Genomic DNA, 14,114 nt, shown 5'->3' on the forward strand with positions numbered 1-14,114 from the left:
CCGTTTTAACTTTACAAAAAAAAGCGAATTGTTTGCCCAATTTTAGTGGAGTTACTATCTTTCAGCCTAATTAATTCACAAGAACCCTAACATTGAAAGATATGTCTCAGCAAGAAAATGATAAAAATAAAGAGGAGTTTTCGAACGAATCGACTAATAATCCTGAAAAAACTCAGGCTGAAAAAAAGTTGACCGAAGAAAACAAGGAGGCTAATGCAGAGGAAAATTCATTTTCTCAAAAGTCTGAAACCGAAAAAGCTTCAGAAAAGAGAGATCCTGTTGTAGAACCGGCAGAAACTGCCTCTGAATTCAAATCTGAAGAAGACAGGCTGGAAGACGCGATGATTGCTGAAGCCGGAGACAAAAAGAATACTTCAGAAGAAAACAAAGCGAGCAGCGAAGAAGATGATGAGGACGATGCCATTCTCCAGGAAAGTCGCAAGAAAACTCGTATAGAAGAAGAAAAAATTCAGGCTGAAACCGGAGCTAAAGCTGAAGAAGATTCAGATAAAGCCAACCCAGATGAAGACCACGATGAGGGTGAAGATGAAGATGAAACTTCTGAAGAAGAAGGACGAACTTCAAAACATCACCAGGATCACATAGATGATTCAGTTGCTGAAGACAGCGAAGATGAAACCAAAGCTGAGCGTCACGATATTGCGAAGAAGGATTATCACGCAATGACCAAAGAGCAGTTGGTTGATGAATTTGAATCGCTGCTGAAAAAAGAAAAAGTACAGGCTATTAAAGATCACGTGATTGAAATTCGTGCTGAATTCAATGCGAAATTTAATGAAGAGGAAGAGGAGAAAAAAGAAGAATTCCTTGCCGATGGCGGGAATATTATAGACTTCCACTACTCTACTCCGCTTAAAAAACGTTTTAACTCCCTTTACTTCGATTATAGGGAAAAACGCAATAATTACTACAAGCAACTTAAACAGGACCTTAATAAAAACCTGGCTAAGCGCCTGGAAATAATAGAAGAACTAAAAGGCCTTATTGATGTTGAAGAGAATATAAACACCACTTACAAGCATTTTAAAGAGCTTCAGGATCGCTGGCGAGTTGCGGGGCCAATTCCTCGAGAAAAATATAACGATGTTTGGAATACCTACCACCATCACGTAGAGAACTTTTACGATTTTCTGCATTTAAATCGTGAATTCCGGGATCTTGACTTTAAACATAACCTCGATCAAAAGTTAAAGGTTATTGACCGTGCTGAAGAATTGGTACAGGAAAATGATATAAACCGTGCTTTTAGAGAATTGCAGATGCTCCACAAGATGTGGAAAGAAGAACTTGGCCCGGTAGCAAAGGAATTTCGGGAGGATATCTGGGAGCGTTTTAGCAGCGCTACCAAACAAATTCACGATAAGCGCCAGGAATTCTTCAACACCATGGATGAGCGTTACGAAGAAAACTGGAAAGCCAAGCAGGTTATAATCGAGAAGATCAGGGTAATTGCAGACGAAGAGTATACAAGCCATAATAAATGGCAGCAGAAGATCAAGGAAATTGAAGCACTTCGTGAAGCATTTTTCAATGCCGGGAAAGTTCCGCGTAGTAAAAATGAAGAAACCTGGACCGATTTCAAACAAACTGTTCGTCGCTTTAACCGGAATAAAAATGCGTTCTATAAGAATCTAAAAAAGCAACAATACGATAACCTCGAAAAGAAAAAGGAACTTATTAAAATTGCGGAAGACAATAAGGACAGTGACGATTTCAAGACGGTAACGCCTTTAATGAAGAAGATCCAGGCAGACTGGAAAAAGATTGGACACGTACCAAGAAAAGACAGCGACAAGGTTTGGAAACAGTTTAAAGCAGCCTGCAATCACTATTTTGAACGCATGCACGAAAGCCGTGACGATGAAAATAAAGAGGAATTTGAGGCTTTTGATAAGAAAAAGGAGTTGTTAGAGCAGGTAAAATCATTAGAGCTTAGCGGCGATAAAAAAGAAGATCTCCCTAAAATTAAAGAGTTTATAGAAGACTGGAAGAATCTTGGCAAGGTACCTTACAATAAGCGTTTTATTGAAGGGAAATTCAACAAGGCTTTAGATCAACTTTTTAATAAGCTGGATGTAGATCACACCAAAGCTGAAATGCTGAAATACGAAAATAAGGTACAGGCTTTAAATGATGCCGATGATGATAAAAAGCTTCGTAACGAGCATTATTTCCTTACCAAAAAGATAGAAGAAACAAAAGCTGAAATTCGCCAGTTGGAAAACAACCTGCAGTTCTTCTCTAATGTAGATGAAGACAATCCGTTGGTACGGGATGTACATAAAAACATAGCCGACCAAAAGGAACAGCTTGAAGTCTGGAAAGAAAAATTGCGTAAAATAAAATCTCTTTATTAATTAAGCATGCAATGCATTCTTTGCGCAGGCAGTACGAAGGAATTTTGGAAAAGTAAGAACCGGGAATTTGTTGAATGCAGCAATTGCGGTGGCATTCAACTTTTACCCGAATTTTATGTATCTGAAAATATAGAAAAAGAGCGCTACCTTTCCCATAACAACGATGTTGAAGATCCCAGGTACCAAAATTTTGTGAGCCCAATTACTTCAAGGGTTCTAAAAGATTTTTTACCTGAACAAAAAGGTCTGGATTACGGCTGTGGCACCGGTCCTGTAGCTACCACCGAACTGGAAAAAGAAGGTTATACTGTTGCCCTTTATGATCCTTACTTCCATCCCTATACTGAAGTTTTAAACGCTAAATACGATTTTATAATTTGCTGTGAAGTGATGGAGCATTTTTACGAGCCAAAACGAGAATTCAGTGAATTGGCGGGACGCCTAAATCCCGGCGGAAAACTCTATTGTAAAACCTCTATTTATTCTGAAGAAATCAATTTTGATAACTGGTATTACAAAAACGATCCTACCCACGTTTTTTTCTACACCGCAAAAAATTTGGAATGGATAAAAGACAACCTGGGTTTTTCAACACTGGAAATTTACCCGAAGTTGATTGTTTTTAGTAAGTGACTTTAATCCTCTTTTTGTATTGAGTCAATACTCCTGAACTGAAATCTGTTTTCAAAACGATTTCATTAAAAATCACATTCTTCAATTTTCCTAAGATTCTGAGCCTGAAAATTTATATAAGTGGTATGAAACAACAGTTGGCCAAATCACTAACAAAGAACAGACTATCCTTTCGTAGGCACCGTCCAGGCTATCTGGGATTAAAGTTAGTACTGGAGCAAAAATAAGCCATAGAGCAGCAATCCAAAACGAGAATCTTTTTAAGAATGGCTTCAGATATTTTAGATCAAAACTGATTAAAATAGTTAACACCAAGAACAAGCCGGCTAATATATAAACCAGCTCCCTGTGAATGTTATAACCGGGTCTTCCAGCATATTGGTTGTGTTCAGCAATAAAAACAAGGTTTATACTTATTAATACTAAAATAATCAGGCTAATAATCCATTTTGTGCCACTACGTTTCCAGGTAAAAAGTCCCACAGCAAGTGCAAAATACCCCAATGCCAGTATATCCAAACCCCAATCCTGTATCCAGCCATACTTCCCTATTGCCAGCATGCTAATGGTATCACTAATGGGGTCATGCTTTTCATGAAGGGCTATTCCTATTAAATCAGCAGCTATCACAACAAAACAACCAAAGATGCCAAGGGCTCCGCAGATTTTATAAATTAAAGATTTTTGCATTTTTCCAAGTATTTTAATTAAGTACGGCTGTTTTTATGGTTATTTCGCAATCACAAAATGCAGAAATGCTGATAAATTTTCAGCTTAAGTTTTGTCAAGCTTTTTGTACACTAGGGTATAGCTCATTTTCATCGACAGAGAAAATAAACGAGAATAACTGTTTATAACAATTTAGCCTCATTCCAAAAAACATCCATTTCGGCTAAGGTCATATCTTTTAAGGCTTTATTTTGCCCTTTTGCTTTGCCCTCCAAATACTGAAATCGGGTAATAAACTTCTTATTGGTACGCTCTAATGCGTTTTCAGGATTTATACCGAGGAAACGGGCATAATTGATCATGGAGAACATCACATCGCCGAATTCGGCTTCTATTTTATCTTTGTTTTCAGTGTTTATTTCGCGCTGTAATTCGCCTAATTCTTCCTGAAGTTTTTCAAAAACCTGTTCCGGTTTTTCCCAGTCAAAACCTAAACCGGCTACTTTTTCCTGGATCCTGCTTGCTTTCACAACTGCCGGTAAAGATCGTGGCACCCCTTCTAAAACACTTGTTTTACCTTCTTTCAGCTTCAGGTTTTCCCAGTTCTTTTTTACTTCTTCCTCATCGGCAACCTCAACATCGCCATAAATGTGTGGGTGCCGATCTATTAACTTATCGCAAATTCCGTTAGCTACATCAGCAATATCAAAGTCTTTGGTCTCACTTCCTATTTTTGCATAAAAAACCAGGTGAAGTAATAAATCGCCCAATTCCTTTCGCACTTCTTCCAGGTCTTTATCTAAAATCGCATCGCCAAGCTCGTAGGTTTCTTCAATTGTCAAATGGCGTAAGGATTCCATCGTTTGTTTTCTATCCCAGGGGCATTGTTCCCTGAGTTCATCCATTATAGTCAATAGTCGATCAAATGCTTTTAGTTGCTCTTCTCTGGAGTTCATAGTAGGAATTTTGGTGTCGTAAAAATAAGGATTGATTTTAGGCTTTTGGAAGCTTGAGCAGAAAAAATAATGGTTTATTAAATTCAACTTAGATGCTGAAACAATCACAATTAACTATAGAGGTTTCGTCACCCTGAGACCCGTGATAAAAAATTTATCTAGCGTAGGAAAATGACAGATAAATATGATATTATTGAATTTATTAATGTGGCTGAAATAGATTGGTGTTCTGTTCTTTTTCCATTGATGAAAAAGAACCAAAAAATCTAGGCTTACGAAAATGGATCTAAATTTTTCGTTCGATGTCTAAATTTTCTGAACTCGCGGGGAAAATATGAATAATTAGAAAAAGAGGTGTCGCTCAAACAGCAGAAAATTTAAACGACATCTCACTTCAAATTTCACGATCAATTTTCGATAGGCCACTTAAATTTTCTAAAAAGTATTTTATACCTACTCCTATAATTCTCTAATAAATAATGAAATCTACCTCCGTCAATGGTAATTTATTTCAGGGTCAAAAATGTTCGGACTTAACACATATTAGATATTGAAACAATCCCGAAGGTTCGGGACAGCATGACGTGGGTTATAAAATAACCTCATAAAAAAAGCCTTCAGCGAACTGAAGGCTAGAATAAAGGGGTGGAAGACCGGTTTTCCCGATATTCCGTCTTAACCGACTCCAATCGGGACATGCCATGCTTCTCAACAGGTATTTGTGAATCATCAAATTAAGGCAATAAAAAAGCCCCTCGTTTCCGAAGGGCTGAATAAAGGGGTGGAAGACCGGTTTCGAACCGGCGACCTCCGGAACCACAATCCGGCGCTCTAACCAGCTGAGCTACAACCACCATTTTAATTGCGGTTGCAAATGTAGTTTATTTTAGCAATTTCCCAAAGAAAAATTTCTAATATTAGAACGAATTTTAGCGCTATTCCCCGGATAACAAGCTAAAAAGCTTCAATTGAATTAATTAGCAAATGCTAAATTTCAACCTAAATCAAATCGAAAATTGAATCCACCGCCGGGTACCGCTCTACGGTGAAACCTTCGGCGTGTTCTGTATTAATCAGCCTTCCAAGATCTCTTGCTCTGTAGTTTATACTATCTAAAAAGTTGTTGCTGGAAATTGGGGTTTCCGGTTCTTTAGAGTTTTCATCGTAAAATTGGGTTTTATAAGCCAGAACTGATTCCATTTTTTTATCCATATATCCCGAAATATCCACCACCACATCTGGTTTTAAATTTTTCCACTGGATATAATGATAAACGTGTTTTGGTCTCCAGGCCTCCTGACTCTCACGACCGTGAATGGTTTCAATTTTACGTAATCCGCTTAAAAAACAGGCATCGCTAACGAGTTTTGCACCTTTCCCATGATCTATATGCCTATCGTCTACTGCGTTGCACAATACAATTTCCGGACGGTACTTTCGCAATACTTTTATGATCTCCAGCTGATGCGAGGTGTTATTCTCGAAAAAAGCATCACTAAATTCAAGGTTTTCCCGAACGGAAACTCCAAGGATTTCAGCAGCATTTTTAGCTTCTCTGTCACGGGTTTCTGCAGTTCCCCGCGTTCCCATTTCACCACGAGTAAGATCTAAAATTCCTACTTTTTTCCCTCTGTCAACTTCTTTTGCAATAGTGCCCGAGCAGCTTAATTCTACATCATCGGGATGAGAGCCTACAGCCAGTATATCTAGTTTCATAATTAATTTTTAGTCATTTCCGCGCAGGCGGAAATCTAATTTGTCATTTCCGTCCCGATAAAATATCGGGATAAATTGCGACGGAAATCTTAATTTTGTTCAAACTCACCTTAGGTTAAGTTTATTCAGGAAATTCTTTTCTTGTACGAGTTAGATCTCCGATAAAATTCGGAGCAAGCTCTGAAATAAATTCAGGATGACGTTTCAAAATGAAATTTACCATTTGATATTTTTCACCTTCAAACTTCACACCTCGTACTTCTAACCTTTAACTTCCTGTAATGCCTGTTCCAGGTCTTCCATCAAATCCTCTTTCTCCTCTATTCCCACCGAGAATCGCATTAATCCGTCTCTAATTCCCTGGGCTTCCCTTTCTTCAGGAGAAAGCAAACCGTGGGAAGTTTTTGAAGGAGATAACACTGTAGATTCCACACCTGCCAGGCTCATAGAGGATTTTATCAGTTTTAATTTCTTCTGAAAAAGATCAAAATCCAATCCTTCTTTTAATTCAAAAGACATCATTCCGCCAAAACCTTTCATTTGTGATTTTGCAAGTTCGTGATCTGGATGCGAAGCTAAACCGGGATAATAAACCCTGGAAATATCTTCGTGTTTTTCAAGAAGACAGGCTAATTCCAGTGCATTTTCATTTTGCGCCTTCACCCGTAATCCCATAGTCTTTAAACTGCGCTCCAGCATCCAAACTGTGAAATCGCTTAAACTTCCACCGAAATTCTTAGCCAGCTGAAAAATCTTATCTATATGTTCTTCGGATGCTATGGCGGTTCCAGCCAGGATATCACTATGCCCGCCCATATATTTGGTAGCCGAATGCAAGACAATATCTATCCCAAAATCTATAGGATTCTGGTTCACCGGGGAAGCAAAAGTATTATCTATCATACTCACCAGCTTGTGCTTTTTAGCAATCTCGACAATCGCTTTGATATCGGTTATTGTAAGCAGCGGATTTGAAGGTGTTTCTATATAAATTACCTTTGTATTCTCTTTTATTTCAGCTTCAAAAGATTCCGGTTTGGAGTCTTTTGTAAACGAAAATTCTATTCCGAATTTCTCAAACTCTTCGGTAATTAAATTGCTTGTTCCTCCGTAAAGGGTATTCTGAAAAACCACATGGTCTCCTTTCTGTGCGAAAGCCATAAGTGCTGTACTTACTGCGGCCATTCCGCTTCCAAAGATCAGAGCGGCTTCTCCATGTTCCAGAGCGGCCATTTTTTGAGCCAGGGCCACCTGGTTAGGCGTATTAAAGTATCTTGGATAGCGCTTTACCTCTACATCTTCAAACGCATAAGAGGTCGCCATATATAACGGCGAAACTGCGCCTTTAAATTGTTTGTCTTCAAGTTCACCACTATGGGTGCAAATAGTATTTATTCCGGGATGTCTTTTCATCATTTTTTAATGCTTTCAAAATTCGCCCTAATGTAAAAATAAATATTCTAAATGTCCCGCTTTCGGGCGGTTTCCTGTTTTATTCCAACAATTCTTACAAACAGAAGTTAAATTAAGTTAAACCAAAACCAACGATTTAAAATACTCATACAATTCTTTATCTTTAAGAAAAACAAATTGAGATGAATGAAGTAAAAGCATACGGTGCGCAGTCCAGCGATGCCAATTTAAAATCATTAAACATTGAACGTAGAGAAATTACTGCAGACGATGTGCAAATTGAAATAGAATACTGTGGCGTTTGCCATAGTGATATTCACCAGGTTAGAAACGACTGGAAGAACTCTAAATATCCCGTGGTACCGGGCCACGAAATTATAGGCCGGGTAACCCAGGTTGGGAAAAACGTACATAATTTTAACGAAGGTGATCTTGTGGGCGTGGGTTGTATGGTAGATTCCTGCCAGGAATGTGATTCCTGTAAAGAAGACCTCGAGCAATTCTGTGAAAATGGCGCTACACTTACCTACAACAGTAAAGACAAACATTTAGGCGGACATACCTTTGGAGGTTATTCCGAACAAATAGTAGTAGATAAGGAATTTGTTCTTAAAATTCCCGAAAATATAGATGCAAAAGCCACCGCTCCCCTGCTTTGTGCTGGAATTACTACCTGGTCTCCACTAAGACACTGGAAGGTAAAAAAAGGCGATAAAGTTGGTGTTATTGGTCTTGGGGGACTCGGCCATATGGGTGTGAAATTTGCCCACGCTTTGGGTGCACACGTGGTGATGATCACTACTTCGCCTTCAAAATCTGAAGACGCAAAAAAACTGGGCGCCCATGAAGTACTGATTTCGAAAAACGAAGATGACATGAAAAAACAGGCCGGAACTTTCGATTTTCTTTTGAATACCGTTCCGGTGGGTCACGATATGAATCCATATATAGCTTTGCTTAAAAGGGATGCTACCATGGTTTTGGTTGGCGCAATAGAACCTCTGGACCCCGTTCACGGTGGCGGATTAATTGGAGGTCGTAAAAGTATTGCCGGTTCGGTGATTGGCGGCATTAAAGAAACCCAGGAAATGCTGGACTTTTGCGGCGAGCATAACATCGTTTCAGATATTGAAATGATAGATATGCAAAACATCAACGAAGCTTTTGACCGCGTGGTAAAATCTGATGTGAAATATCGTTTTGTGATTGATATGAAATCCTTGAAGAAGCAGAATTAAGACCTTCAGTTAAATTGAACGGATAAACTTTTAAAAAGGTTGACTGAAAATACTTGGTTTCGTCAAGCTGGACTTGTTTCAGCTTCTAAATATGATACTTGCTATAATCATGTTAGATCCTGAAATAAATTCAGGATGACACTAAGCAAATCATATTTCAGTCAGCATTTTTTGTTTTTCTGAAAAAGCAGGTTTTCCCGGCTTAGTTTTTATCTTTGTTTGGCTGATGTTTTCAGCAGAATACAGACACAAAAACTAACCAAAATGAAACAATTGTTTATCAATATAAAAGAACTAATACAGGTAAGGGACAAACCGGTAGAAAAACTTTCCGGTGCTGAAATGATGGAGTTGCCTACCCTAAAAAATGCCTGGTTGCTTATTGAAGATGATAAGATTGCAGATTATGGTGAAATGAATTCCCTGCCGGAAATAAATGCTGATAAAACCATTGATGCTGAAGGAAAAATAATCCTGCCTACCTGGTGTGATTCTCATACGCACATCGTATATGCCGGAAACCGGGAACTGGAATTTGCCGATCGCATCAACGGACTTTCCTACGAAGAAATCGCTAATCGTGGGGGCGGAATTTTAAATTCTGCTAAAACTTTGCAGGAAACCCCCGAAAAAGAAGTTTACAACCAATCAGCCAAACGCCTTGAGGAAGTAATGAAACTTGGTACCGGCGCAGTAGAAATCAAATCGGGTTACGGTTTAACTGAAGAAGGGGAGTTGAAGATGCTCCGGGTAATAAAAAAGCTTCAGCAGAATTATGAGCTTCCTATCAAAGCCACATTTTTAGGGGCGCATGCTATTCCAAAGGAATACAAAGAAAAGCCTGATGCCTATATGGATTTGGTAATCGAAGAAATCTTACCAAAAGTAGCCGAAGAAAACCTGGCAGAATACATTGATATTTTCTGCGAAAAAGGATATTTCAGCGTGGCTGATACTCATAAATTACTTTCCGCAGCTAAGAAATTTGGTTTAAAGCCAAAAATTCACGTGAACCAATTTAACGCTATTGGCGGCATTCAGGCAGGAATTGACCACGATGCATTAAGTGTGGATCACCTGGAAGTTATGCGCCCCGAAGATATTGAAAGTTTAAAAGGCAAGGCCACAATGCCGGTCGCGCTTCCCTCCTGCTCCCTGTTTTTAAGCATACCTTATACACCCGCCCGGGAAATGCTGGACGCCGGACTGCCACTTGCTTTAGCTACCGATTTTAATCCAGGAAGTACCCCCAGCGGAAATATGAATTTGGTAGTCTCACTTGCTTGCATAAAAATGAAAATGACACCCGAAGAAGCTATAAATGCAGCAACTATAAACGGTGCTTACGCGATGGATCTCAGTAAAACCCACGGAAGCATCACCAAAGAAAAAAAAGCCAATTTCATATTGACTAAAGAAATTCCGTCTTACACCTTTTTACCTTATGCCTTTGGTACAAATTCCATAGAATCGGTTTATATTAATGGTAAAATGGTTTAATAATGGAAGGATTAAAAATTTATAATTATAAGTCGGTTGAGAAACTTATTTCAGTACGTGATGGCGAAACCCGGTTTGGAGAGAAGATCGCTTTTATTGAAAGTCTTGATAATCTAATGGAATCTAAAGCCAAATATGTGCTTTTTGGAATTCCGGAAGATATTGGTGTCAGAGCCAACCATGGTAAATCCGGTGCTTCAAAAGCCTGGGAAGCTTGTTTAAGTTCACTGCTAAATATTCAAAAAAACGAATTTACTGCTCCTGAGAATATAATATTACTTGGGGAAATTGATTGTAAAGCCGAAATGCAAAAAGCGGCTAATATCGATGAGGACGACCCAAATTATTATCCGAAACTAGGCGACCTTATTGAAAAAATCGATGAGAAAGTAAGCTTTTTGGTTGAAAAAATAGCTTCAGCAGGGAAAATCCCGATCATTATCGGCGGGGGGCATAACAATGCCTACGGAAATATAAAAGGAACTTCTAAAGCAATAAAAAAGCCACTGAATATTTTAAATATCGATGCACATACCGATCTTCGAAAACTGGCACATCGTCACAGCGGGAATGGTTTCAGCTTTGCCCAACGTGACGGGTTTTTAGGGAAATATGCAATATTTGGTTTGCATAAAAATTATACACCACAATATATATTTGAAGAGATAAAGTCGGTTTCCAATATTAAATTTCATCTTTTTGAGGACCTTATTTTGCAAACCCACCAGGGAAAAATGGCAGCTTTTAATTCGCAACTGGAATTTGTAAATAAACAGGCTTTTGGTTTAGAGCTGGACTGTGACGCGATTATAAATTTTCCATCGAGCGCGCAATCACCTTCAGGATTTGCCTTGAATATGGTGAGGAATTTTCTTCAGATTACTTCCGAAGAAAAAAATTGTAAATATTTGCATATATGTGAAGCGGCCCCTACCCCTGAAAGTACTGGACAGGTTGGAAAAGCATTATCGTTTTTTATAACAGATTTTATGAAAGCCGACTATGGAAGATAAGGTAAAAGAGCTTATTGAAATAACTGCTCTGGTAATAGAAGTAATAGGGATAATGGTCCTGGTGATCGGTATATTTCTCGCATTGGGCCGGTATACCTTTAAGCTTCAGGGAAGAAATATTAGAAGTTTTCAACAAATTAGGGAGGAGTTAGGTCGTGCCATTCTTCTTGGTTTGGAAATCCTAATCGCTGCTGATATTATCGCTACGGTAGTTTACGATGCGAAAATGGATCAAATTCTTAAGCTCGGACTCATAATCCTGATCCGAACCTTTTTGAGCTTTACTCTGGAGGTAGAAATAGAAGGAAAATTGCCCTGGAAACAAGAAAAGAACAGAACCACAGGCCAGAAGTAACCTACCCGGAATCTTTATTCTCCTTTTGACAATTTCTGGTATACTCCGTTTGTCCAGCCGAAGCCATCCTGGGTGGGATATTCCCCACCCCCGCTCTCTTTACTCAGGTCTTCCACATTATATTTTTCCAGCAATTTATAAGTCTTTTGATATACATTCTGGTTAAGGTTTAACCAACGCTGCTTAATTTCACTAGCAAGCTGGTCTTTGCCATAATTCCGCAGCCCTTCAATGCTCATATATTGCAGCGGCGCCCAGCCATTTGGCGCATCCCATTGTTGTCCGGTATTATGTGGGGTACTTACCAGTCCGCCCGGCCTTAGAAAAACCTGCTCCAGCGTATTAGCCACCTTGCTAGCCTGCTCTTTCGCTGAAATCTCAAAAAATAGTGGATAAACTCCCGCCAGCGAATAGATGCCCGTGGTATTACTATTTTTAAAATTATAATCGAAATAAAAGGCGGTCTCTTCTTCCCAAAGATATTTCTGAATAGCAGCCTTTCGGTTTTCTACTTTTCTCTGGTAAACCTCAGCCTTTTCAGGATCTGCTTCCAGTTCGTAAGCCCGGGCAAGTGTTTGTTCCAGGTTATAAAGCAGGCTGTTAAGATCTACCGGAATAATTTGCGTGGTATGAATACTGTAAAGATTAAAATCCCCATTTCCATTTATACTAAGCCATCGGCTGGAAAAATCCCAACCTGATTCGGCGCCGGCCCTTAGATCTCGATAGACTTCCTCCCTTGTACGGTCTGGATTTTTAGCAATGGCCTTTTCGGCAGTTTCTACATCCTCGCGGTAGCTCTCTGGTCTTGGGGTGTCTTTATCATCCCAGTACCGATTTAAAATCTCACCATCGGGAAGCCTTACCACTCTTTTATAAGCCACCAAATTTGCATTATCGCTGCCATTCATCCAGAAATCATATTCTTTTTGTAAAGCAGGTAGGTATTCTGAATAAACTTTTTCTCCCTCGATCTCGGCGAGTAGTTGTACCATCATCGCAAAAAATGGCGGCTGGGAACGGCTTAAATAATAAGTGCGATTTCCATTAGGAATAAAGCCATAATTTTCGATTAACCAGGCAAAATTATCTACCATATTCCTTATGGTTTCAGTTTCTCCGTCTTCCTGCAGACCAAGCATGGTGAAATAACTATCCCAGTAATAAATCTCACGAAATCTCCCACCTGGAACTATATATGGATTGGGTAAAGGAATTAAGGTACCCGAAACCTGTTCATCTGAGGGACGCTTGAGTACGTCCCATAATTTATTTATGTGTACGTTAATTGATGAAGAATCAGTTTCATAATCGCTATTTGCTTCCGGAATATGGAAGTTTTCATTTAAAAAAGCTTTTATTTCAGCATTGGTATCCGGTTGTTCTTCAGAATATTTTTTTCGAATATCCTCCGGAGCGATACGCGGCACTGCATCTACAAAAGTTTTGCTATCAGAAAATAATGATTCATTCTCCTGAACCTCGAAAAACAAATCCCCGTAAAGATCTTCGGGAGGCAGAATGCTTAGTAATTTCTCTTCGTTTTTTTTCTCTTCTGTCTTCACAGCTGAAGAGCAGGCGTTCAATAATAAAAAGGAACACAGAATCAGGAAATTAACTGAAAGCTTTTTCATAAAATTCAATTTTTGATTAGTCAGGCAGCTGTGAAAGTAAAAAATAATTTATAAATCAGAGTTTTGGACTTTAAGTCAATCTGGGAAAACAGCATTATTTTCTATTTTAGCCAAAAATTCAGAATAAGAAAATGGAAATAATCTCGTACAAACCAAGATACGCCGAAGACTTTAAGGAATTAAACATAGCCTGGCTGGAAAAATATTTTTGGGTAGAACCCCATGATGAAGAAGTATTAGGAAAACCTGGGAAATATATTATTGACCCCGGCGGGAATATCTTTTTCATAAAAGAAGATGATAAAATTATTGGCTGCGTGGCCTTAATGAAAATTGAAGACGGAGTTTTTGAACTTACCAAAATGGCCGTAACCCCGGAATACCAGGGAAAGAAGATAGGCCAGAAATTAATGGAACATACCCTGGGTTTTGCAAAAAAACAGGGCTGGGATCACCTGATTATTTTTTCTAACAGAAAGCTTGAAAATGCGATCTATATTTATAAAAAATACGGTTTTAGGGAAATTCCTATTGGAGGAAACAATCCCTACACCCGTGGAGATATTAAGATGCGGCTTGATCTTTCTTAAATTTTTACAAAAGCTAAGT

12 protein-coding genes and 1 tRNA gene are annotated in these 14,114 nt (G+C 38.8%); 7 read left to right on the top strand and 6 right to left on the bottom strand.

Annotation, left to right across the window (positions count from 1 at the left end; all coding sequences use genetic code 11):
• The first annotated feature begins 101 nt into the window (after positions 1-101).
• Positions 102-2,378 (top strand): DUF349 domain-containing protein, encoded by a 2,277-nt coding sequence (locus LB467_RS11480; RefSeq protein ID WP_224474182.1) that lies wholly within the window; start codon positions 102-104, stop codon positions 2,376-2,378.
• Positions 2,379-2,384: 6 nt separating this feature from the next.
• A complete protein-coding gene (locus LB467_RS11485) occupies positions 2,385-3,011 on the top strand; it encodes a class I SAM-dependent methyltransferase (protein WP_224474183.1) in 627 nt (208 codons plus the stop codon).
• A 90-nt stretch (positions 3,012-3,101) separates the two neighbouring features.
• Here the strand turns inward: LB467_RS11485 and LB467_RS11490 are convergent, their stop codons facing one another.
• The 5 genes from LB467_RS11490 to LB467_RS11510 form a co-directional block, all read right to left on the bottom strand.
• Positions 3,102-3,701 carry a DUF998 domain-containing protein gene (locus LB467_RS11490; protein ID WP_224474184.1) on the bottom strand — a complete coding sequence of 200 codons (600 nt, stop codon included), beginning with the start codon at positions 3,699-3,701 and terminating at the stop codon, positions 3,102-3,104.
• Positions 3,702-3,862: 161 nt separating this feature from the next.
• On the bottom strand, positions 3,863-4,636 hold the full coding sequence (gene mazG / locus LB467_RS11495; protein WP_224474185.1) for a nucleoside triphosphate pyrophosphohydrolase: 774 nt from the start codon (positions 4,634-4,636) through the stop codon (positions 3,863-3,865).
• Positions 4,637-5,415: 779 nt separating this feature from the next.
• Positions 5,416-5,491: transfer RNA gene (locus LB467_RS11500), tRNA-His, on the bottom strand.
• A gap of 144 nt (positions 5,492-5,635) precedes the next feature.
• Positions 5,636-6,352 carry a bacillithiol biosynthesis deacetylase BshB1 gene (gene bshB1, locus LB467_RS11505; protein ID WP_224474186.1) on the bottom strand — a complete coding sequence of 239 codons (717 nt, stop codon included), beginning with the start codon at positions 6,350-6,352 and terminating at the stop codon, positions 5,636-5,638.
• Between the two features lie 261 nt (positions 6,353-6,613).
• Positions 6,614-7,768 carry a trans-sulfuration enzyme family protein gene (locus tag LB467_RS11510; protein ID WP_224474187.1) on the bottom strand — a complete coding sequence of 385 codons (1,155 nt, stop codon included), beginning with the start codon at positions 7,766-7,768 and terminating at the stop codon, positions 6,614-6,616.
• A 179-nt stretch (positions 7,769-7,947) separates the two neighbouring features.
• On the opposite strand from LB467_RS11510, the gene LB467_RS11515 reads away from it, so the two are divergent.
• The 4 genes from LB467_RS11515 to LB467_RS11530 all read left to right on the top strand — a co-directional run bounded on the left by LB467_RS11515 (position 7,948) and on the right by LB467_RS11530 (position 11,871).
• Positions 7,948-9,003 (top strand): NAD(P)-dependent alcohol dehydrogenase, encoded by a 1,056-nt coding sequence (locus LB467_RS11515; protein WP_224474188.1) that lies wholly within the window; start codon positions 7,948-7,950, stop codon positions 9,001-9,003.
• A gap of 264 nt (positions 9,004-9,267) precedes the next feature.
• Positions 9,268-10,503, top strand: coding sequence for an imidazolonepropionase (hutI, locus tag LB467_RS11520; protein WP_224474189.1), 1,236 nt, complete (start codon positions 9,268-9,270; stop codon positions 10,501-10,503).
• 2 nt (positions 10,504-10,505) lie between these two features.
• Positions 10,506-11,516: a formimidoylglutamase gene (locus LB467_RS11525; protein WP_224474190.1), complete on the top strand. Its 1,011-nt coding sequence runs from the start codon at positions 10,506-10,508 to the stop codon at positions 11,514-11,516.
• Positions 11,506-11,871 carry a DUF1622 domain-containing protein gene (locus LB467_RS11530; RefSeq protein ID WP_224474191.1) on the top strand — a complete coding sequence of 122 codons (366 nt, stop codon included), beginning with the start codon at positions 11,506-11,508 and terminating at the stop codon, positions 11,869-11,871. Before LB467_RS11525 ends, LB467_RS11530 begins: the two co-directional genes overlap by 11 nt.
• A gap of 14 nt (positions 11,872-11,885) precedes the next feature.
• On the opposite strand, the gene treF is transcribed toward LB467_RS11530, so the two are convergent.
• On the bottom strand, positions 11,886-13,505 hold the full coding sequence (gene treF / locus LB467_RS11535) for an alpha,alpha-trehalase TreF (protein WP_224474192.1): 1,620 nt from the start codon (positions 13,503-13,505) through the stop codon (positions 11,886-11,888).
• Between the two features lie 131 nt (positions 13,506-13,636).
• Here treF and LB467_RS11540 point away from each other — a divergent pair, with 131 nt between their 5' ends.
• Positions 13,637-14,095, top strand: a complete 459-nt coding sequence (locus LB467_RS11540) for a GNAT family N-acetyltransferase (protein ID WP_224474193.1) — start codon at positions 13,637-13,639, stop codon at positions 14,093-14,095.
• The last annotated feature ends 19 nt before the right edge of the window (positions 14,096-14,114 follow it).

This window comes from Salegentibacter tibetensis, assembly GCF_020164485.1.
Classification (GTDB): Bacteria; Bacteroidota; Bacteroidia; order Flavobacteriales; family Flavobacteriaceae; genus Salegentibacter; species Salegentibacter tibetensis.

Excerpts from the sequence above, each read along its gene's own strand:
- mazG (WP_224474185.1), bottom strand. The coding sequence starts at position 4,636 with ATGAACTCCAGAGAAGAGCAACTAAAAGCATTTGATCGACTATTGACT.
- LB467_RS11510 (WP_224474187.1), bottom strand. The coding sequence starts at position 7,768 with ATGATGAAAAGACATCCCGGAATAAATACTATTTGCACCCATAGTGGT.
- LB467_RS11525 (WP_224474190.1), top strand. The coding sequence starts at position 10,506 with ATGGAAGGATTAAAAATTTATAATTATAAGTCGGTTGAGAAACTTATT.
- LB467_RS11540 (WP_224474193.1), top strand. The coding sequence starts at position 13,637 with ATGGAAATAATCTCGTACAAACCAAGATACGCCGAAGACTTTAAGGAA.
- bshB1 (WP_224474186.1), bottom strand. The coding sequence starts at position 6,352 with ATGAAACTAGATATACTGGCTGTAGGCTCTCATCCCGATGATGTAGAA.
- treF (WP_224474192.1), bottom strand. The coding sequence starts at position 13,505 with ATGAAAAAGCTTTCAGTTAATTTCCTGATTCTGTGTTCCTTTTTATTA.
- LB467_RS11485 (WP_224474183.1), top strand. The coding sequence starts at position 2,385 with ATGCAATGCATTCTTTGCGCAGGCAGTACGAAGGAATTTTGGAAAAGT.
- LB467_RS11530 (WP_224474191.1), top strand. The coding sequence starts at position 11,506 with ATGGAAGATAAGGTAAAAGAGCTTATTGAAATAACTGCTCTGGTAATA.
- LB467_RS11480 (WP_224474182.1), top strand. The coding sequence starts at position 102 with ATGTCTCAGCAAGAAAATGATAAAAATAAAGAGGAGTTTTCGAACGAA.
- LB467_RS11490 (WP_224474184.1), bottom strand. The coding sequence starts at position 3,701 with ATGCAAAAATCTTTAATTTATAAAATCTGCGGAGCCCTTGGCATCTTT.
- LB467_RS11515 (WP_224474188.1), top strand. The coding sequence starts at position 7,948 with ATGAATGAAGTAAAAGCATACGGTGCGCAGTCCAGCGATGCCAATTTA.
- hutI (WP_224474189.1), top strand. The coding sequence starts at position 9,268 with ATGAAACAATTGTTTATCAATATAAAAGAACTAATACAGGTAAGGGAC.